The 18,747-nt window shown below is 63.1% G+C and carries 21 protein-coding genes; 19 read left to right on the forward strand and 2 right to left on the reverse strand.

Going from position 1 to position 18,747, the window contains the following annotated elements:
- Nucleotides 1-113 precede the first annotated feature (113 nt).
- The 3 genes from J2X44_RS09705 (at nt 114) to J2X44_RS09715 (ending at nt 2,954) form a co-directional block, all read left to right on the forward strand.
- Nucleotides 114-1,310, forward strand: coding sequence for a phosphoglycerate kinase (locus tag J2X44_RS09705; RefSeq protein WP_310089452.1), 1,197 nt, complete (start codon nt 114-116; stop codon nt 1,308-1,310).
- A gap of 82 nt (nt 1,311-1,392) precedes the next feature.
- Nucleotides 1,393-2,283, forward strand: coding sequence for a fructose bisphosphate aldolase (locus J2X44_RS09710; protein WP_405053360.1), 891 nt, complete (start codon nt 1,393-1,395; stop codon nt 2,281-2,283).
- Nucleotides 2,284-2,294: 11 nt separating this feature from the next.
- On the forward strand, nt 2,295-2,954 hold the full coding sequence (locus tag J2X44_RS09715; protein WP_310089450.1) for an O-methyltransferase: 660 nt from the start codon (nt 2,295-2,297) through the stop codon (nt 2,952-2,954).
- A 78-nt stretch (nt 2,955-3,032) separates the two neighbouring features.
- Here the strand turns inward: J2X44_RS09715 and J2X44_RS09720 are convergent, their stop codons facing one another.
- A complete protein-coding gene (locus tag J2X44_RS09720) occupies nt 3,033-3,434 on the reverse strand; it encodes a hypothetical protein (RefSeq protein WP_310089448.1) in 402 nt (133 codons plus the stop codon).
- Between the two features lie 35 nt (nt 3,435-3,469).
- Here J2X44_RS09720 and thiE point away from each other — a divergent pair, with 35 nt between their 5' ends.
- The 4 genes from thiE (at nt 3,470) to J2X44_RS09740 (ending at nt 7,957) form a co-directional block, all read left to right on the forward strand.
- Nucleotides 3,470-4,108 (forward strand): thiamine phosphate synthase, encoded by a 639-nt coding sequence (gene thiE / locus J2X44_RS09725; protein ID WP_310089447.1) that lies wholly within the window; start codon nt 3,470-3,472, stop codon nt 4,106-4,108.
- A gap of 301 nt (nt 4,109-4,409) precedes the next feature.
- A complete protein-coding gene (locus tag J2X44_RS09730; protein ID WP_310089446.1) occupies nt 4,410-6,368 on the forward strand; it encodes an OPT family oligopeptide transporter in 1,959 nt (652 codons plus the stop codon).
- A 100-nt stretch (nt 6,369-6,468) separates the two neighbouring features.
- Nucleotides 6,469-7,032, forward strand: coding sequence for an elongation factor P (gene efp, locus J2X44_RS09735; protein WP_310089445.1), 564 nt, complete (start codon nt 6,469-6,471; stop codon nt 7,030-7,032).
- Nucleotides 7,033-7,138: 106 nt separating this feature from the next.
- Nucleotides 7,139-7,957, forward strand: a complete 819-nt coding sequence (locus J2X44_RS09740) for an inositol monophosphatase family protein (protein WP_310089444.1) — start codon at nt 7,139-7,141, stop codon at nt 7,955-7,957.
- A gap of 99 nt (nt 7,958-8,056) precedes the next feature.
- Here the strand turns inward: J2X44_RS09740 and J2X44_RS09745 are convergent, their stop codons facing one another.
- On the reverse strand, nt 8,057-8,539 hold the full coding sequence (locus J2X44_RS09745) for a YbjN domain-containing protein (RefSeq protein WP_310089443.1): 483 nt from the start codon (nt 8,537-8,539) through the stop codon (nt 8,057-8,059).
- Between the two features lie 216 nt (nt 8,540-8,755).
- Between J2X44_RS09745 and J2X44_RS09750 the strand changes: the two genes are divergently transcribed.
- The 12 genes from J2X44_RS09750 (at nt 8,756) to nuoI (ending at nt 18,735) form a co-directional block, all read left to right on the forward strand.
- Nucleotides 8,756-9,130, forward strand: coding sequence for an NADH-quinone oxidoreductase subunit A (locus J2X44_RS09750; RefSeq protein ID WP_088441761.1), 375 nt, complete (start codon nt 8,756-8,758; stop codon nt 9,128-9,130).
- A gap of 29 nt (nt 9,131-9,159) precedes the next feature.
- Complete coding sequence (locus J2X44_RS09755) at nt 9,160-9,693, forward strand: NADH-quinone oxidoreductase subunit B family protein (protein WP_310089483.1); 534 nt, start codon at nt 9,160-9,162, stop codon at nt 9,691-9,693.
- Nucleotides 9,693-10,595, forward strand: coding sequence for an NADH-quinone oxidoreductase subunit C (locus J2X44_RS09760; RefSeq protein WP_310089442.1), 903 nt, complete (start codon nt 9,693-9,695; stop codon nt 10,593-10,595). The genes J2X44_RS09755 and J2X44_RS09760 overlap by 1 nt, the downstream gene beginning before the upstream one ends.
- 35 nt (nt 10,596-10,630) lie before the next feature.
- Nucleotides 10,631-11,848 (forward strand): NADH-quinone oxidoreductase subunit D, encoded by a 1,218-nt coding sequence (locus J2X44_RS09765; protein ID WP_310089481.1) that lies wholly within the window; start codon nt 10,631-10,633, stop codon nt 11,846-11,848.
- Between the two features lie 165 nt (nt 11,849-12,013).
- A complete protein-coding gene (locus tag J2X44_RS09770) occupies nt 12,014-12,682 on the forward strand; it encodes an NAD(P)H-dependent oxidoreductase subunit E (protein ID WP_310089441.1) in 669 nt (222 codons plus the stop codon).
- 1 nt (nt 12,683) lies between these two features.
- On the forward strand, nt 12,684-13,976 hold the full coding sequence (gene nuoF / locus J2X44_RS09775; protein ID WP_310089440.1) for an NADH-quinone oxidoreductase subunit NuoF: 1,293 nt from the start codon (nt 12,684-12,686) through the stop codon (nt 13,974-13,976).
- Entirely contained in the window at nt 13,973-14,623 is a 651-nt protein-coding gene (locus tag J2X44_RS09780; protein ID WP_310089439.1) for a hypothetical protein, read from the forward strand. The genes nuoF and J2X44_RS09780 overlap by 4 nt, the downstream gene beginning before the upstream one ends.
- 3 nt (nt 14,624-14,626) lie before the next feature.
- A complete protein-coding gene (gene nuoG / locus J2X44_RS09785) occupies nt 14,627-16,639 on the forward strand; it encodes an NADH-quinone oxidoreductase subunit NuoG (RefSeq protein ID WP_310089438.1) in 2,013 nt (670 codons plus the stop codon).
- Nucleotides 16,636-16,776, forward strand: a complete 141-nt coding sequence (locus J2X44_RS09790) for a hypothetical protein (protein ID WP_310089436.1) — start codon at nt 16,636-16,638, stop codon at nt 16,774-16,776. Before nuoG ends, J2X44_RS09790 begins: the two co-directional genes overlap by 4 nt.
- Nucleotides 16,773-17,822: an NADH-quinone oxidoreductase subunit NuoH gene (gene nuoH, locus J2X44_RS09795; protein ID WP_310089435.1), complete on the forward strand. Its 1,050-nt coding sequence runs from the start codon at nt 16,773-16,775 to the stop codon at nt 17,820-17,822. Before J2X44_RS09790 ends, nuoH begins: the two co-directional genes overlap by 4 nt.
- On the forward strand, nt 17,819-18,250 hold the full coding sequence (locus J2X44_RS09800) for a hypothetical protein (RefSeq protein ID WP_310089434.1): 432 nt from the start codon (nt 17,819-17,821) through the stop codon (nt 18,248-18,250). The genes nuoH and J2X44_RS09800 overlap by 4 nt, the downstream gene beginning before the upstream one ends.
- A complete protein-coding gene (gene nuoI / locus J2X44_RS09805; protein ID WP_310089433.1) occupies nt 18,247-18,735 on the forward strand; it encodes an NADH-quinone oxidoreductase subunit NuoI in 489 nt (162 codons plus the stop codon). Before J2X44_RS09800 ends, nuoI begins: the two co-directional genes overlap by 4 nt.
- Nucleotides 18,736-18,747: the final 12 nt, after the last annotated feature.

The following is an 18,747-nucleotide window of genomic DNA, read 5'->3' on the forward strand; positions in this document are numbered from 1 at the left end:
CGCTGAGGAGGGGCTGAGCCCGGCGAAGACCCGTCTCGAAGTGCCCTTCGAGACACCGCTTCGACAAGCTCAGCGGTTCCTCAGGGCGAACGGAAACAGAATAGGAAACGACGATGACCGCGTTCAAGACCCTCGACGACATCGGCGATGTCACCGGCAAGAAAGTGTTGGTGCGCGTCGACCTTAATGTCCCGATGATCGACGGCGCGGTCGGCGACCGGACGCGGATCGAGGCGGCGATGCCGACGATCCGCGAACTCGCCGACAAAGGCGCGATCGTCCTGCTGCTGGCGCATTTCGGGCGGCCCAAGGGCGCGAAAAACCCGACCCAGTCGCTCAGCCTGGTGATGGGCGGGGTCGAGGATGTGCTGGGTCATTCGGTGATGTACATTCCCGAAGCGGTCGGTGAGGGCGCCAAGGCGGGGATCGCGGTGCTCGCCGCGGGAGATGTCGCGGTGCTGGAAAATACCCGCTTCTATCCCGGCGAGGAAACCAACGATCCGGCCTTTTCCGACGCGCTGGCCGAGATCGGCGACCTTTACGTCAACGACGCCTTTTCGGCGGCACACCGCGCACATGGATCGACCGAAGGCATTGCCCGGCGGCTACCCGCCTATGCCGGGCGCGCGATGGAAGCCGAGTTGAAGGCGCTCGACGCCGCGCTCGGCAATCCGGCGCAGCCGGTCGCCGCGGTCGTCGGCGGCGCCAAGGTGTCGAGCAAGATCGATGTGCTGCGCCATCTGGTGAGCAAGGTCGATCATCTAATCATCGGCGGCGGCATGGCGAACACCTTTCTCGCGGCGCGCGGGATGGATGTCGGCAAGTCGCTGTGCGAGCATGAGCTGGTCGATACTGCCAACGCGATTTTCGACGCCGCCGATGCCGCGGGCTGTACGATCCATCTGCCTTATGACGTCGTGGTGGCAAAGCAGTTCGCGCCCAGTCCGCCGACGCGCACCGTCAACGTCCACGAAGTTGCCGCCGACGAGATGATTCTCGACATCGGCCCCGCGGCGACCGAAGCCCTGGCCGACGTGCTCAAGAACTGCCGCACTTTGGTGTGGAATGGCCCGATGGGTGCGTTCGAGACGCCGCCGTTCGACACCGCCACCGTTGCGCTGGCCAAGACCGCCGCGGCGCTGACCCGCGAAGGATCGCTGATCTCGGTCGCGGGCGGCGGCGACACCGTCGCGGCGCTCAACCATGCCGGGGTCGCCGAGGACTTCACCTTTGTGTCGACCGCTGGCGGCGCCTTCCTGGAATGGATGGAAGGCAAGCCGCTGCCGGGCGTGGACGCGCTGAAAGCCTGAGTTTTTTTTGCGCGTATTTGCATCCCGGTAGCGGGATCGCTATGCGCGGCGCCACATACGTATGCAAACCCACGGAGACGTTATGATCACCGCCAATGCCGCCATGCTGGAACAGATCAAATCGGGGCAGGGCTTTATCGCCGCGCTCGACCAGAGCGGCGGTTCGACGCCGAAGGCGTTGAAGGGCTATGGCATCGAAGCCGATGCCTTTTCCAATGACGAAGAGATGTTCGGCCTGATCCACGCGATGCGCAGCCGCATCGTCACCGCGCCGTGCTTCAACGGCGAGAAGGTGATCGGCGCGATCCTGTTCGAGCGCACGATGGACGGTGATGCGGGCGGCAAACCGGTTCCGGCGCTGCTGTGGGAGCGCGGTGTGGTACCTTTCCTGAAGGTCGACAAGGGTCTGGAAGACGAAGTTAACGGCGTTCAGTTGATGAAGGCCAACCCGGAACTTGGTGATCTTTGCGCGCGGGCCGTCGCCAAGGGCGTGTTCGGCACCAAAATGCGTAGCGTCGTCAATCTCGCCAATCCCGCTGGCGTCCAGGCCATCGTCGAACAGCAGTTCGCGGAAGCGAAGCGTATCGCGGCGCACGGTCTGGTCCCGATCATCGAGCCCGAAGTGAACATCAAGAGCGCCGAGCGCGACAGCGCCGACCGGCTGCTGTTGACCGAAACGCTGGCGGCGCTGGACGCATGGGACGGCGCGCCGGTGATGCTGAAGCTGTCGCTGCCGACCGAGGCGGGGTTGTTTCAGCCGCTGGTCGATCACCCGAAAGTTCTGCGTGTCGTCGCGCTGTCGGGCGGCTTTGCGCGCCCCGAGGCGTGCGCCGAATTGGCGAAGAACCCTGGCATCATCGCGAGCTTCAGCCGCGCTTTGCTGGAAGACCTGCGCCACCAGATGAGCGACGACGAGTTCGACAAATCGCTCGGCGGTGCCATTCACGAGATTCACGCGGCGTCCGTGGCTTAAGCCGGAGCCGCATGATGGGAGAGAGGTGGCAAGCCGTCGACGACTATATCGCCGCAAAATTGCTTGGCGATGACGACGTGCTTGCCGCCACTCTCTCCCATAATGCCGAACAAGGCCTGCCGCCGATCGACGTGTCGGCGGCACAGGGCAAGATGTTGTTCCTGCTGGCGCAGATCGCGGGCGCCAAACGGATTCTCGAAATCGGGACGTTGGGCGGCTATTCGACGACCTGGCTGGCGCGGGCGCTGCCCAATGATGGCCAACTGGTGACGCTGGAACTAGAGCCGCATCATGCCGCGGTGGCGCGCGCGAATCTGGAGCGCGCGGGAGTGTCGGATAAGGTCGATATTCGGGTCGGCCTAGCCGCAGACAGTCTGGCGGCGATGGCCGACGAATCGCCGTTCGATTTTGTGTTCATCGACGCCGACAAGCAAAGCAATTCGCACTATGTCGTCGAGGCGATCCGTCTCGGGCGCCCCGGTACGACGATTGTCGTCGACAATGTCGTGCGCGAAGGCGGGGTGCTGGACGTGGAAAGCGATGACGAGCGGATCGTCGGCACCCGCGCCTTGTTCGACATGATGAGCGCCGACCCGCGGCTCGATGCAACGGCGGTGCAGACAGTTGGCGCAAAGAAGTGGGACGGGTTCGTGCTGGCGCGGGTCAAATGATCACCGTAGCTCCGAGCCTGTCGAAGGGCGCTTTCCAGTGAGGCGCCCTTCGACAGGCTCGGGGCTACGGCATTTGAATCAGATCCCACCCGCGAAACGGAAAGCAAAGCGATAATCCTGCGGCTTCAGCTCGACGTTCGTCATCTTGTCCGGGCGCACCGATTCCAGAGTGATGCTGCCATCCGCCAGCGGCGTCGCTTCGCCTAGCGTCACTTCGAACGGCTGCTGTTCGCCATTGCCCCGAAACCACAGCATATATACGCGCACCCGGCCCGCCCACACGCAGCGCGCGTTCATCGGACAGCGGCTGTCCTCGAGTACCGCCACCGGCTGGATGATTGGCCCATCGGCATAAGCCTGCTGGCCAAGCGCGACGTTACTGGCGTCGGACAGTGGCGACGGATCGCGCGTCGTGGCGCACGCCGACAACGTGAGCGCGGCGATGAGGATGGCGGCAGCGAGGCGAGGGCTGTTCTGCATTTGCGGGTTGATGAACGCGTCGCTATGAACCCGCCATGACCCGCACCCCCTGCCAGCTTTACCTGATCTCGCCGCTCGAAGTCGGCGGCGATTTTCCCGACCGGTTGATCGCGGCGCTCGATGCCGGCCCGATTGCGGCGTTCCAGTTTCGCGTCAAAGGATTGGACCAGCATGAGGCGGCTCGCCTTGCCGAACCGCTGCAGGCGATCTGCGCCGCGCGCGATGTAGCGTTCATTGTCAATGACGATGTTGCGCTGGCCAAGCGGTTGGAGGCAGACGGGGTTCACCTGGGACAGGGGGACGGCGATGCGAAGGAAGCGCGGGGCATTCTGGGCCTTGATGCACAGATCGGTGTAACCTGTCACGGCAGCCGGCATCTGGCGATGGAAGCAGGCGAGGCGGGGGCCGACTATGTCGCGTTCGGCGCCTTTTATCCGACGACGACCAAGGCGGTCGAACATCGCGCCGACCCCGAAATCCTGACCTGGTGGCAGGGCATGTTCGAACTGCCCTGCGTCGCGATCGGTGGGATCACCGTCGAGAACGCGCGCGAGCTGGTCGATGCCGGTGCAGATTTTCTGGCGGTGTCAGGCGGCGTTTGGTCGCACCCCGATGGCCCGGGGGCGGCGGTGGAGACGTTCAGCGCGCTTCTGAAAGATCAGCCCGCGGGATAGTCGCGCCCCGGCGTTTGCGGATGCTCCCCCGCCGCGGCGGGCCTGGCATCATCCTTGCGCCAGCCGAACAGCCCCGCGCACGGGGCGGCGCGCGGTACGGGGCGCGCGCCACCCCGGCGAGGCCGCGGTATAAGGTCAGAAAGATCGTTGTGCATCATGGCTGTCGGTATGGCAGCGGCCGCAGGCGGCATATTGGATCGATGCGTCAAAACAGCTTCGGTTCGTCGCCTTTTTGCGCCGCCACAAATTTTGACTTGCGCGCGGCGCGGCTGGTCGCGAGACAGCGGGCGGGGAGACGTTTATGACTGAAATCACGACGGTGGCCGCGCGCGGCCGCGAACTGACGCTTCGCGCGATCCTGCTCGGCGGCATCCTGACTTTGATGTTCACCGCTGCGAACGTCTATCTGGGGCTGAAGGTCGGGCTGACCTTTGCCACCTCGATCCCCGCCGCGGTGATTTCGATGGCGCTGCTGCGCTATATGGCCGGATCGACGATCCTGGAGAATAATATCGTCCAGACGATTGCGAGCGCCGCGGGCACGCTGGCGGCAATCATCTTCGTACTGCCGGGCCTCGTGATGGTCGGTTACTGGCAGGGTTTCCCGTTGCTCGAAACGACCGCAATTACGATGCTCGGCGGCATATTGGGTGTGTTGTTTTCGGTCCCGCTGCGCCGCGCGCTGGTGGTCGATTCGGACCTGCCCTATCCCGAAGGCCGCGCCGCCGCGGAAGTCTTGCAGGTCGGCGCCGCGAGTGCCGAGGGCGCCGCGGAGAACAAGGCAGGACTGTCGGCGCTGCTGTGGAATTCGATCATCGCAGCGGGTTTCACGCTCCTTACGCAGATGAAGCTGGTGGGCGCCGAAGTTGCGCGCTGGTTCAGCGTCGGCACCGGGGCAACGGGCATCGCCGGGGGCTTGGGGTTTGCGTTGTTTGGCGTCGGCCACCTGGTCGGGCTGTCCGTCGGGATGGCGCAGCTTGTCGGCCTGATCACCGGCTGGTGGGTTTTGTTGCCGATCCTGACGCAAGGCGGCGCGGGCGACGCCGAGACGCTGGCGAACACCGTGTTCCGTGCCGACGTGCGTTTTTTTGGTGCCGGGGTGATCGCGGTCGCGGCGATCTGGACCCTCGTCAAGATTGCAGGACCGGTGCTTGGCGGCATCCGTTCGGCGATGGCGGCGAGCCGCGCGCGGCAGGGCGGGGCGACGTTGGCAGTCGAAGAACAGGATATGTCGATCAACTGGGTGTTCGGCGGCTCGCTGGCGCTGATGGTGCCGATCGGCTGGCTGCTGTGGTCTGTGCTCGCGGACGGACCGCTCGCGGGATCGTCGATGATCCTGGTGGCGGGCGCGATCCTGTTTATCATCGTGGTCGGGCTGATGATCGCGTCGGTGACCGGCTATATGGCGGGCCTGATCGGCGCGTCGAACTCGCCGGTGTCGGGGATCGGGATTCTCGCGATCATCGCGTCCTCGCTCCTGCTGCTCGGTCTGCTCGGCCGCGGCGGCGGGGAGGCGGAGATCGAGGCGATGGTCGCTTATGCGCTGATCGTCACCGGGTTGGTGTTCGGTATCGCGACCATCTCTAACGACAATTTGCAGGATCTGAAGACTGGACAGCTGGTCGGCGCGACGCCGTGGAAGCAGCAAGTCGCGCTGATCATCGGCGTCATCTTCGGCTCGCTGATCGTGCCGCCTGTCCTCAATGTGCTGAACGAAACCGTCGGATTTGTTGGCGCGCCCGGTGCGGGCCCCAACGCGCTGGCGGCGCCGCAGGCAGGGCTGATCTCGTCGCTCGCGCAAGGCGTGCTCGGCGGCGATCTCAACTGGACTATGCTCGGCTATGGCGCGCTCGCGGGGGTCGGTTTTATCATCGTCGACGCGCTGCTCGGCCGCGCTGACAAGCTGCGGCTGCCGCCGCTGGCGATCGGCATCGGCATCTATCTGCCGATGGCGGTGATCCTGCCGGTGGTAATTGGTGCGGTCGGCGGCTGGTTTTACGATCGCTGGGCAGCGAAGCGTCCGAACGCCGGGTTTGCTCACCGCATGGGGGTATTGACCGCAACCGGGATGATCGTCGGCGAAAGCCTGTTCGGGGTGCTCTACGCGGGTATCGTCGCAGGCAGCGGCAGCGACGCCCCGCTGGCGGTGGTCGGCGAGGGCTATGCGCCTTATGCGCCGTGGATCGGACTGATCCTGTTCGTTGGGCTTATTTGGGCCAGCTATCGGCGGACGCGGCATATGGTCGTCGCAACAGCCTGACTTGCCCTTCGCCGCTCGCGCGGCTAAAGGCCCGCACCTGATAGCTGTGCCCGGCGGGCGCGGCTTTGCTCTTTCCATCCTTGTCTAGTGAGTGTGCGCGATGAAAATCACCGGCGTTGAAATCCGTCCCGGCAATATTATCGAATTTGAAAAGGGGATCTGGAAGGTCACCAAGATCCAGCACACCCAGCCGGGCAAGGGCGGCGCCTATATGCAGGTTGAAGCCAAGAACCTGATCGACGGACGCAAGCTGAACAACCGGTTCCGCAGCGCCGACACGGTCGAAAAGGTCCGCCTCGACACCAAGGATTTCCAGTTCCTTTACGCCGAGGGCGAGGATCTGGTGTTCATGGACAAGGACAGTTTCGAACAGATCAATATCTCGAAAGACGTCGTTGGCGACGCCCACGAGTTCCTGCAGGACGGTATGGATGTCGTGCTCGAGCTGTGGGAAGATCGCCCGATCTCGGTCGAACTGCCCGAAACGATCGAAGCGACGATCGTCGAGGCCGATGCGGTGGTGAAGGGGCAGACGGCGTCGTCGTCCTACAAGCCCGCGATCCTCGACAACGGTGTGCGCGTGATGGTGCCGCCGCATATCACCAGCGGCACCAAGATCGTCGTGCATGTGTACGACCGCGAGTATGTCCGCCGCGCGGATTGATTAGGTTCCCCTCCCTGCAAGGGAGGGGCGAGAGGTGGGTGACACGCCCGCCCATGTTGCTACCCACCCCCAACCCCTCCCTTGCAGGGAGGGGGGAGATCGAACAATGGCCGTATCGGGCATCATCACCGTCATGGAACGCGCCGCGCGCAAGGCCGGCACGAAACTGCGCCGCGACTTTGGCGAGATCGAGCATCTGCAGGTGTCACAAAAGGGCCCCGCCGATTTCGTGTCAAAGGCCGACCAGGCTGCCGAGCGCACGCTGTACGATGAACTCGGCCGCGACCGTCCGGGTTGGGGCTTTGTCCTCGAAGAAGGCGGTGTGATCGAGGGCGATCCGGGCAAGCCGCGCTTCATCATCGATCCGCTCGATGGCACCTCGAACTTCCTCCACGCCATCCCGCATTTTGCGATTTCGATCGCGGTGCAGGAGCCCAAGATTGGCGGCGGCTGGGGCGACGTTACCTCGTGCCTTATTTATCAGCCGGTCACCGACGAAAGCTATTGGGCCGAGCGCGGCCGCGGCGCGTGGCTGCATGACCGGCGCTTGCGCGTGGCGTCGCGGCGTCAGCTCAACGAATGCCTGATTTCGACCGGTATTCCCTTCATGGGTCATGGCAATATGGCGCAGTGGAGCCGTATTTTCGGTGCGGTCGCACCCGAAGTGGCTGGCATCCGCCGCTTTGGCGCCGCCAGCCTCGACCTCGCCTGGGTCGCCGCGGGCCGTTATGACGGGTTCTGGGAAAGTGACCTCAAGGTCTGGGACGTGGCGGCGGGCATGTTGCTGGTCCGCGAAGCCGGCGGCTTCGTCAGCGATTTTCGCGGCGGTGACCGGTCGGTCGAGCGCAGCGAATTCATCGCCGGCAGCGCTGCGGTGCATTCGAAACTGCAAAAGCTGATCGCCGGGGCGCTAAGGAACGCTTGAACGGACGAGCCTCGTCATGCCGGACTTTATCCGGCATCGACGGCGGCGTTGAAGTCCTGGACCCCGGATGAAGTCCGAGATGACGAGTGACTATTCAGACTATTTCTCGAATATATACTCGCGGAAACTGTCCATCAGCGTTGCCCAGGTGTTGAACGTTTCGCCAACATTTTCGCGCGGGATGCCGGCGAAATCCAGATCGACGTCCATTTCCAGCACCGGATCGCCCTCGTCATCCTGGTATGCGCGGGCAAAACGCTTATCCTTGTTCCATTTGTTGAGCTTGTCGAGCGACACGCCCTTGGCGTCGCTGAATCCCATATAATATTGCAACGTCTTGCACTTCTTGCCGTCTTCGCAATTCATGAACAGGACGAGGAATTTCAGTCCGCCGCGACTGCTTTCGATATAGGGATCGTCGCCGGGCTTGGTAACGATCGTTGCGGGCCAGCCCTGCGACTCGACGATCGCCTCGATCGTCGCCGGATCGCTGGCATTGACCAGCTCGGCATGGGCAGGGGTGGCGGCCAGCAGGGCGGATGCGCCGAAAGCGACGGCTGCGTGCGTGGTAAATCGGCGCATAAAAATCCCCCTGTCGAAACCGCCCTCGAAAGCGCGAGGCCAAGCCCCATTTCTTGCGGCGTATCACAGCGATAGGCGCTGTCACCAGTACGCTTTGTGCTTTTGGTCACTTGGCACGCGAAAATCATGCCCGCGGTGCTTGCGAGGCGCGGCGCGCTGGCCTAAAGCGCCCGCATAACGGGTGGCAAACACCTCAAAACAAGACTGCGAGCTCCCATGGTCGATCTGACGCAATATCTGCCGATCCTGATATTCCTGGTCATTGCGGTCGGGTTGTCGTCGGCGTTCGTGTTCCTGCCGATGGGCGTGGCGCGGCTGACCGGCGCGCACAAACCCGACCCGGCAAAGCTGACCGAATATGAATGCGGCTTCCCCGCGTTCGAGGATGCGCGCAGCCAGTTCGATGTGCGTTTCTATCTGGTCGCGATCCTGTTCATCATCTTCGATTTGGAAGCGGCTTTCCTGTTTCCATGGGCAGTCAGCCTCGAAGAGATCGGCTGGGCCGGTTGGGCCACGATGATGATATTCCTCGCCGAACTCGCGATCGGCCTTGTGTATGCATGGAAGAAAGGGGCGTTGGACTGGGAATGAGCAGCTCGATCATCCTGCCGCCCGGCCAGATGCCGGTTGCAAGCCCTGTCGCTCCGGGAACCAACCCGGACCAGAGCTTTTTCGACGATCTCAACAGCGAGGTCGGCGACAAGGGCTTTCTCGTCACCTCGACCGAGGATCTGTTCAACTGGGCGCGTACTGGGTCGCTGTGGTGGATGACCTTTGGTCTCGCATGCTGCGCGGTCGAGATGATTCACGTCAACATGCCGCGGTACGACATGGAGCGTTTCGGCGCCGCGCCGCGCGCATCGCCACGCCAGAGCGACGTGATGATCGTAGCGGGGACGCTGTGCAACAAGATGGCCCCGGCGCTGCGCCGCGTTTACGACCAGATGTCGAACCCGAAATATGTCATCTCGATGGGTAGCTGCGCCAACGGCGGCGGCTATTATCACTACAGCTATTCGGTGGTGCGCGGTTGTGACCGCATTGTGCCGGTCGACATCTATGTCCCCGGTTGTCCGCCGACCGCCGAAGCCTTGCTTTATGGCGTGATGCAATTGCAGCGGAAGATCCGCCGCACCGGGACGATTGAACGCTGATGGCCCACGCCGCTCCCCTGATTGCGCCGCGCGCGACGCTGGCGGCTGAGCTGAAGCAGCTGCTCGGCACCGATCTGCTCGCGCATGATTTCGCTGCCGACGAAGACAGCATCACCGTTGATCGCACCGCGATTGCCGGGGTGATGATCGCGCTGCGCGATAATCTGGAATATCAGCAGCTGATGGAGATCGCCGGGGTCGACTATCCCGACCGTGCCGAGCGGTTCGAGGTCGTCTATCATCTGCTCAGCGTTACGCGGAACCACCGCCTGCGCGTCCGTGTGTCGACCGACGAGGCGACGCCCGTGCCGAGTATCGTGCCCGTGTGGCCCGTCGCGGGCTGGCTCGAGCGCGAAGTGTTCGACATGTATGGTGTGCTGTTCGCGGGCAATTCTGACCTCCGCCGCATCCTGACCGACTATGGTTTTCAGGGCCATCCGCAACGCAAGGATTTCCCGCTGACCGGCTATACCGAGCTGCGATACAGCGAAGAGGACAAGCGCGTCGTATACGAGCCGGTGAAGCTGGCGCAGGATTTCCGCAACTTCGACTTCCTGTCCCCATGGGAAGGCGCCGACTATGTGCTGCCGGGCGATGAAAAGGCCGGCGGCACGGGCGAAGCGCCGGGCAAGGGCGCGCCCACGCCAATGACTGCGAAGGAAGTGAAGTCGTCCGACGACAAGGCGAAGGCTTCGCCGCCGCCGACCCCCAAGACGACCGACAGCCCCGCACAAACGGGAGCGGGCGCCAAGGTGAACAAGGCGGCGTCGAAAACGAGCCGCGACGGCGCGAAATCGAAGGTTGCGACCAAGGAAGCGAAAACGCCCGCGACGACCAAAGCTGAAAAAGCGCCCGCCAAGCCGCGCGCGCCGCGCAAGCCCAAGACGGGAGGTGACGCATGACCGACACCCCAACGATCCGCCACCACGGCGGCGACATGTTCGAAGGCTATCCGGTCGACACCGCAAATACCGCGGGCGATCAGGCGGTCACCAACTACACGATCAACTTCGGTCCGCAGCATCCGGCGGCGCACGGCGTGCTGCGGCTGGTGCTCGAACTCGATGGCGAGATCATCGAACGCGTCGATCCGCATGTCGGGCTGCTGCATCGCGGCACCGAAAAGCTGATCGAATATAAGACCTATCTTCAGGCGCTGCCTTATTTCGACCGGCTCGACTATTGCTCGCCGCTCGGCATGGAGCACAGCTATGTGCTCGCGATCGAAAAGCTGCTCGACCTCGAAGTCCCGGCGCGCGCGCAATATCTGCGCACGATGTTCGCCGAACTGACGCGCATCTGCAACCATATGCTCAATATCGGGTCGCACGTCATGGATGTCGGCGCGATGACCCCGAACCTGTGGGTGTTCGAGCTGCGCGAGGATTGCCTCAACTTCTTCGAACGCGCCTCGGGTGCGCGGATGCACAGCGCCTACTTCCGTCCCGGCGGCATCCATCAGGATGTCCCCGAAAAATTGCTCGTCGACATCGGCGAATGGGTCGAAACGCGCCTGCCGAAGCTGTTCGGCGACGCGATGAGCCTCGTCATCGACAACCGCATCTTCAAACAGCGCAACGTCGATATCGCGACGGTGAGCAAGGAAGACGCGCTGGCGTGGGGCTTCTCCGGCCCGATGATCCGCGGCAGCGGCATCGCATGGGATTTGCGCAAGTCGCAGCCTTATGACGCCTATGCTGCGATGGAATTCGACATTCCCGTCGGCACGCGCGGCGATTGCTATGACCGCTTCATGGTCCGCGTCGAGGAAGTCTATCAGTCGGCGAAGATCATCAAACAGTGCCTGCGCGACATGCCCACCGGCCCGATCGCCAGCCTCGACCGCAAGGTCGTGCCGCCGAAGCGCGGCGAGATGAAGCAGTCGATGGAATCGCTGATCCATCATTTCAAGCTCTATACCGAGGGCTTCCATGTCCCGGCGGGCGAAGTTTACGTGGCGACTGAAAGCCCGAAGGGCGAATTCGGCGTCTATCTGGTCAGCGACGGCACCAACAAGCCGTACCGCTGCAAGATCCGCCCAACGGCGTTTTCGCATTTGCAGGCGATGGACATGATGTCGAAGGGCCACATGCTCGCCGACACGACCGCGATCATCGGCGCCATTGACGTGGTGTTCGGGGAGTGCGACCGGTGACGCCGTCGTCGCTCGAGATGCTCTGGTTGGGGGCTGTTGCGGGGTTGATCGCCTATCCGGTCGGCGACCTACTCAATTGGTGGATTATGGAACCTCTCGTCGTTTTGACAGCGGCATGCGCGCTGCTGCTCGCTGGCCGGAATTTGCCCACAAAGGTCGGATCGCATGGCTGACGCACCCCAAATCCCCGACGAAGCCGAAACCCGCGCGCGCTGGGGCGCTTTTGCGTGGACGGCGGAGAATGCCGAAAAGGCGAAGGCGGTTATCGCGCGCTATCCCGCAGGGCGCCAGCGTTCGGCGGTGATGCCGTTGCTCGACCTGGCCCAGCGGCAGGTCGGGGCCGAGACGCAGACGCAGGGCTGGCTGCCCGTGCCGGTGATCGAATATGTCGCGGCGCAGCTCGATATGCCGTTCATGCGCGCCTATGAGGTCGCGTCGTTTTACACGATGTATAATCTGGCGCCGGTCGGGCGCTATCATGTTCAGGTCTGCGGCACGACGCCGTGCCTGCTGCGCGGGTCGGACGATGTGATGGCCGCGTGCAAGAATCGCGGCATGGTGAAGGGCAAGACGACGCCCGACGGCCTGTTCACGCTGACCGAGGTCGAGTGCATGGGCACCTGCACCAACGCGCCGATGGTCCAGATCAACGACGATAACTACGAAGATCTGGATTTCGACCGCATGGCCGCGATCCTTGACGCGCTGGCGGCGGGCGAGACGCCGAAAGCGGGGACGCAGATCGCGGGCCGTCACACGAGCGAACCCGAGGGTGGTCCGACGACGCTGAAGGAAATGGTGAAGGCCAACCACGACTATCGGAAGGAGTGGTGACATGAGCCTTCAGGACAAGGACCGCATCTTCACCAACATCTATGGCTTCCAGCCGTGGAACCTGAAGTCGGCGCAGATGCGCGGCGATTGGGACAAGACCAAGGACCTGATGAAGCGCGGCCAGGACGCGATCATCGAGGAGATCAAGGCGTCGGGGCTGCGCGGCCGCGGCGGCGCGGGTTTCCCGACCGGTCTGAAATGGTCGTTCATGCCGAAGGAGCCGCGCGCCGACCGCCCGAGCTTCCTGGTCATTAACGCCGACGAATCCGAGCCGGGGTCGTGCAAGGACCGCGAAATCATCCGCCACGATCCGCACAAGCTGATCGAAGGCGCGCTGATCGCGGGTTTCGCGATGCGCGCGCGCGCCGCGTATATCTATATTCGCGGCGAATTCATCCGCGAGGCCGAGACGTTGTTCGCGGCGGTTCAGGAGGCGTATGACGCCGGTCTGCTCGGCAAGAATGCGGCGAAGTCGGGCTATGATTTCGACGTCTTTGTCCACCGCGGCGCCGGCGCCTATATCTGCGGCGAAGAAACCGCGATGATCGAAAGCCTGGAGGGCAAGAAGGGCCAGCCGCGTCTGAAACCGCCGTTTCCGGCGGGTGCGGGCCTTTATGGCTGCCCGACCACGGTCAACAACGTCGAGAGCATCGCGGTCGTCCCGACGATCCTGCGCCGGGGCGCGCCTTGGTTCTCGTCCTTTGGGCGCGAGAATAACAAAGGCACCAAGCTGTTCCAGATCAGCGGCCATGTGAACACGCCGTGCGTCGTCGAGGAAGAGATGAGCATCCCCTTCCGCGAGCTGATCGACAAGCATTGTGGCGGCATCCGCGGCGGCTGGGACAATCTGCTCGCGGTGATCCCCGGCGGGTCGTCGGTGCCGCTGGTTCCGGCAGCAGAGATCATGGATTGCCCGATGGATTTCGACGGGCTGAAAGCGGTCGGATCTGGGCTCGGCACCGCGGCCGCCATCGTGATGGACAAGTCGACCGACGTCGTTCAGGCGATCAGCCGCATCAGCTATTTCTACAAGCATGAAAGCTGCGGCCAGTGCACCCCGTGCCGCGAAGGCACTGGCTGGATGTGGCGCGTGATGGAGCGGCTGCGCACCGGCGATGCCGATATCAGCGAAATCGACACGCTGTTCGACGTCACCAAGCAGGTCGAAGGCCACACCATCTGCGCGCTGGGCGACGCGGCGGCATGGCCAATCCAGGGATTGATCAAGCATTTCCGCCCTGAGCTGGAGCGACGTATTCGCGATAATGGCGGTGTTATGGAGGCAGCGGAATGATCGCTTTTGCTCTTGCTTTGATGCTCTCGGCACAGGCCGCCGAGGCGCCCGTCCGGATGGACAATACGCCAACCCCATGGCCCGATCCAGAGCGCGAACAGGACGGCGTGATTTCCAAAGCCGATCCGGAGGCACGGTTGACGATGGCGCGCTTTGCCACCTGCGTTGCGGACAGCAGCCCTGACAAAGTCGCCGATGTCCTGACGAGGGATTTCCGCACGAGCGAATATCGCAATGGACTGAAAAACTTGGCCCGCGCCAATGAAGGCTGCGCCACCCGCGTCGGCCTGCGCGGTCGCATGTCGGGGTCGAACCTGTCGATGGCTGCTGCGCTGGCAGAGGCGATGATCGCGCGGAACACTGCGCCGCTCAACGCTCGACTGGCCAAAGCGGCATCGGGCAAGGACGCGCCGACCTTTGCCCCGTCGGACAAGATCGCGATGTGCGTCGCGCGGTCAACCCCCGACGATGTCGCCGCACTGTTCGCAACCGCACCCGGATCGACAAGCGAAATGCAGGTTGCCACCAAACTGCAGCCCGCGGTTCAGCTGTGCAGCCGCGAGGCGAAGCTGGAAACGAGCGTTGCCGGGCTCCGCTCCATCGTCGCCACCGCCACCTTCCGACTGCTGGCGGCGCAGGAAAGCTGATTCATGCCCAAAGTTACCGTAGATGGCGTAGAAATCGACGTCCCTCAGGGCGCCACCGTCTTGCAGGCGTGCGAGCTGGCGGGGAAGGAAATTCCGCGTTTCTGCTATCACGAACGCCTGTCGATCGCCGGCAATTGCCGCATGTGCCTCGTCGAGGTTGCCCCCGGTCCGCCGAAGCCGCAGGCGTCGTGCGCGCTGCCGACGGCTGAGGGGCAGATCATCAAGACCGACAGCCCGATGGTGAAGAAGGCACGCGAGGGCGTGATGGAATTCCTGCTCATCAACCATCCGCTCGATTGCCCGATCTGTGATCAGGGCGGCGAATGCGACTTGCAAGACCAGTCGGTCGCCTATGGCCGCGGCGCGACGCGCTATGACGAGAACAAGCGCGCGGTTACCGAAAAATATATGGGTCCGATCGTCAAGACGGTGATGACCCGCTGCATCCAGTGCACGCGCTGCGTCCGCTTTGCCGAGGAAGTCGCGGGCGTCGAAGACATCGGCGCGATTGGACGCGGCGAGAATATGCAGATCACGTCGTATCTGGAACGCGCGGTCGCGAGCGAGTTGTCGGGCAATGTCGTCGATCTGTGCCCAGTCGGGGCGCTGACCAGCAAGCCCTATGCGTTCGAAGCACGCCCGTGGGAGCTCACCAAGACGCTGGGCATCGACATGATGGACGCGGTCGGCACGAATGTGCGGATCGACGCGCGCGGGCGCCAGGTGCTGCGCGTGCTGCCGCGGATCAACGATGACGTGAACGAAGAATGGGCGAGCGACAAGACCCGCCACCATGTCGACGGCCTGACCCGCCGCCGCCTCGACCGCCCCTATGTGCGTCGTGACGGCCAGCTGGTCGAAGCAACATGGGCCGAAGCGTTCGACGTGATCAAGGCCGTGAAGGCGGGAAAATCAGTCGCGGCGATCGCGGGCGACATGGCCGATTGCGAGACGATGTTTGCCGCGAAGGCACTGGTCGGTGCGCTCGGTTCGACCTTGCTCGAAGGACGCCAGACCGGGCTCGACTATGACGTCACCAGCCTGTCAGCGGTCAATTTCAACACCGGCATTGCCGAGGCCGAGAATGCCGATGTGATCCTGCTGGTCGGGACCAATTTGCGCTGGGAAGCGCCGCTGATCAACACGCGCGTCCGCAAGGCGGTGTGGAAAAAGGGCGCGAAGGTCTTTGCGATCGGTCCCGAGAAGGACCAGACGTACAAGGTCAACTGGCTCGGCGACGACGCATCGCTCGTCGTAAAGCTGCCCGCGCCGGCGCTCGACGCGCTGAAGGGTGCCGAACGCCCGCTGATCATCATCGGCGGGGGCGGGCTTGCGGTTCCCGGCGTCCATGGTGCGGCGCTCGCGCTTGCCAAGTCGGTGAACGCGGTCAAAGATGGCTGGAACGGCTTTTCGGTCGTCCATATGGCGGCGAGCCGCATGGGTGGGCTGATGCTCGGCTATGCGCAGCCCGGCGGGATCAGGGATATCGTCGCGGCGAAACCCAAGGTCGCGTTCTTCCTGGGCGCCGACGAAGTAGACTTCGTCGGCTTTGCCAAGACGCTGAAGGTCTATGTCGGCCATCATGGCGATAAGGGCGCGCACGCCGCCGATGTCATCCTGCCCGCAGCGGCTTGGCCCGAAAAGGATTTCACCACGGTCAACACCGAGGGCCGGGTACAGCGCAGCGAGAAGGCGGTGTTCGCACCGGGTGACGCGCGCGAGGACTGGAGCATTTTCCGGGCGCTCGCCGATGCGCTGGGCGTGTCGGTCGGCTTCGACAGCTTCGACGCATGCCGCACGGCGATGATTGCGGCGGTCCCGGCGCTCGGCGTTGAACGGCTGGCCGATTATGGCTGGGCGGCGCCGAAGCTGCCCGCCAAACCCGAGGCGCACGCAATTCCGTCGCCGATCAAGGATTTCTACCTCACCAACGCCATCTGCCGCGCGTCGCCGACGATGCAGCGCTGCTCGGACGAGCTGATCCATGGCGCAGACTTTGCGGAGGCTGCGGAATGACCCCGGTACATGCCATTGCCAGCGTGCTGCTGGCGGGAATGAGCTTCGCCGTGTGGCGCGGCTTTAATCCGCGCGGCAAGTCGAACAAGCCCGGCCCGCATAACGGCTGGCGAAATCAGGACGGGACCGGTAAATGACCGAGACCTTCATCTCGTGGGGCATGGACCCGAATTGGGCGTGGGGCGTCGCGACGATTGCGGGCATCCTGTTGATCGCGCTGCCGCTGATGCTGGCGGTCGCGATGATCATTTATGCCGATCGCAAGATTTGGGCGGCGATTGCGCTCCGCCGCGGTCCTAACGTGGTCGGTCCGTTCGGTCTGTTGCAGAGCTTCGCCGACGGTCTGAAAGTGTTCCTGCAGGAAACGATCATCCCGACCGGTGCGAACCGCGGGTTGTTCCTCATCGCGCCGATCATCACCTTCACCGTCGCGTTGCTGGCGTGGGCAGTGATCCCGTTCAATTCGGGCGCGGTGCTGGCCGACATCAACGTCGGATTGCTCTACATCCTCGCGATTTCGTCGCTCGGCGTGTATGGCGTGATCCTGTCGGGTTGGGCGTCGAACTCGAAATATCCCTTCTTCTCGGCAATGCGCGCCTCGGCGCAGATGATCTCCTATGAAGTCTCGATCGGGTTCATCCTGATCGGCGTCGTGCTGTTCGCCGACAGCTTCAACATGAACGAGATCGTGAAAGCGCAGCAGGGCCACGGGCTCGGCATCGTCAATGCCTTCGGCTTCAACCTGCTGCTGTTCCCGCTCGCGGTGATGTTCCTGATCTCGTCGCTCGCCGAAACTGCGCGCGCGCCGTTCGACCTTACCGAAGCGGAATCGGAGCTCGTCGCGGGTTACCAGACCGAATATTCGTCGATGAGCTTCGCGCTCTTCTGGCTTGGCGAATATGCCAACGTCCTGCTGATGGCGACGCTGAACGCGGTGCTGTTCTGGGGCGGCTGGCTGCCGCCGCTCAACATCGACCTGATCCCGTGGTTCGACATTCCCGGGATCATCTGGCTTTTCGCCAAGATCCTGCTTTTCTTCTTCATCTTCAGCTGGGTGAAGGCGACCGTGCCGCGCTACCGCTATGATCAGCTGATGCGCCTTGGCTGGAAAGTCTTCCTGCCGATTTCGCTGATCTGGATCTTCCTGATCTCGGGCTGGCTGATGCTGACGAGGTATGGATGATTTTGGCCATAACATCTTTGTTGGCTCTGCAAGCCGCCGCTTCTCCTGTTCACTCGGTGACGCCATGGTCCGGTTCGGTTCAGGTGATGAATTGCGACGTCGTTCAAGCGAAAGGAGGCAATGCTATTTTTGCCCTGACGCTGATGGACGACAAGGCATTTGTCGCTGACGGAACCGGAGCCGGAATAACGATGGAGCGTTTCGCTCCGACAAATAACGGCCCGGATATAGTTCGCGGTAATGCGATCATCCGACGCATGGATTTCGATGCGGCCGATGCGAAAATCGTCGTTCGGCAGCTTTATCAGGCAAACGCGCTTCGCAGCACGTTCGTTGTGATTGGCGATGATGCAACAGACGAGCGGGATTTGGGCTTCGAGCAGGCCGCTGGATTTTGCCGTTCCAATTCGACCGAGACAAAACAATGAGCACCATCGCCCATCTGATCAAAAGCTTCACCTTGTGGGAGTTTGTGAAGGCGCACGCCCTCACGCTCAAATATTTCTTCAAGCCGAAGGCGACGATCAACTATCCGTTCGAGAAGAACCCGCTGAGCCCGCGTTTCCGCGGCGAGCATGCGCTGCGCCGTTATCCGAACGGCGAGGAACGTTGCATCGCGTGCAAGCTGTGCGAAGCGGTGTGCCCGGCGCAGGCGATCACAATTGAGGCCGAACCGCGCGAAGACGGCTCGCGCCGCACGACGCGGTATGACATTGACATGACCAAGTGCATCTATTGCGGCTTCTGTCAGGAAGCATGCCCGGTCGATGCGGTGGTCGAGGGGCCGAACTTCGAATATGCGACCGAAACGCGCGAAGAGCTGCTCTATGACAAGGCCAAGCTGCTCGCCAATGGCGACAAATGGGAACGCGCGATCGCGGCAAATCTTGCCGCCGACGCGCCCTATCGATAAGGGCGCGCGCAT

Source organism: Sphingopyxis sp. BE259 (genome assembly GCF_031457495.1).
In the GTDB taxonomy this organism is placed as follows: domain Bacteria; phylum Pseudomonadota; class Alphaproteobacteria; order Sphingomonadales; family Sphingomonadaceae; genus Sphingopyxis.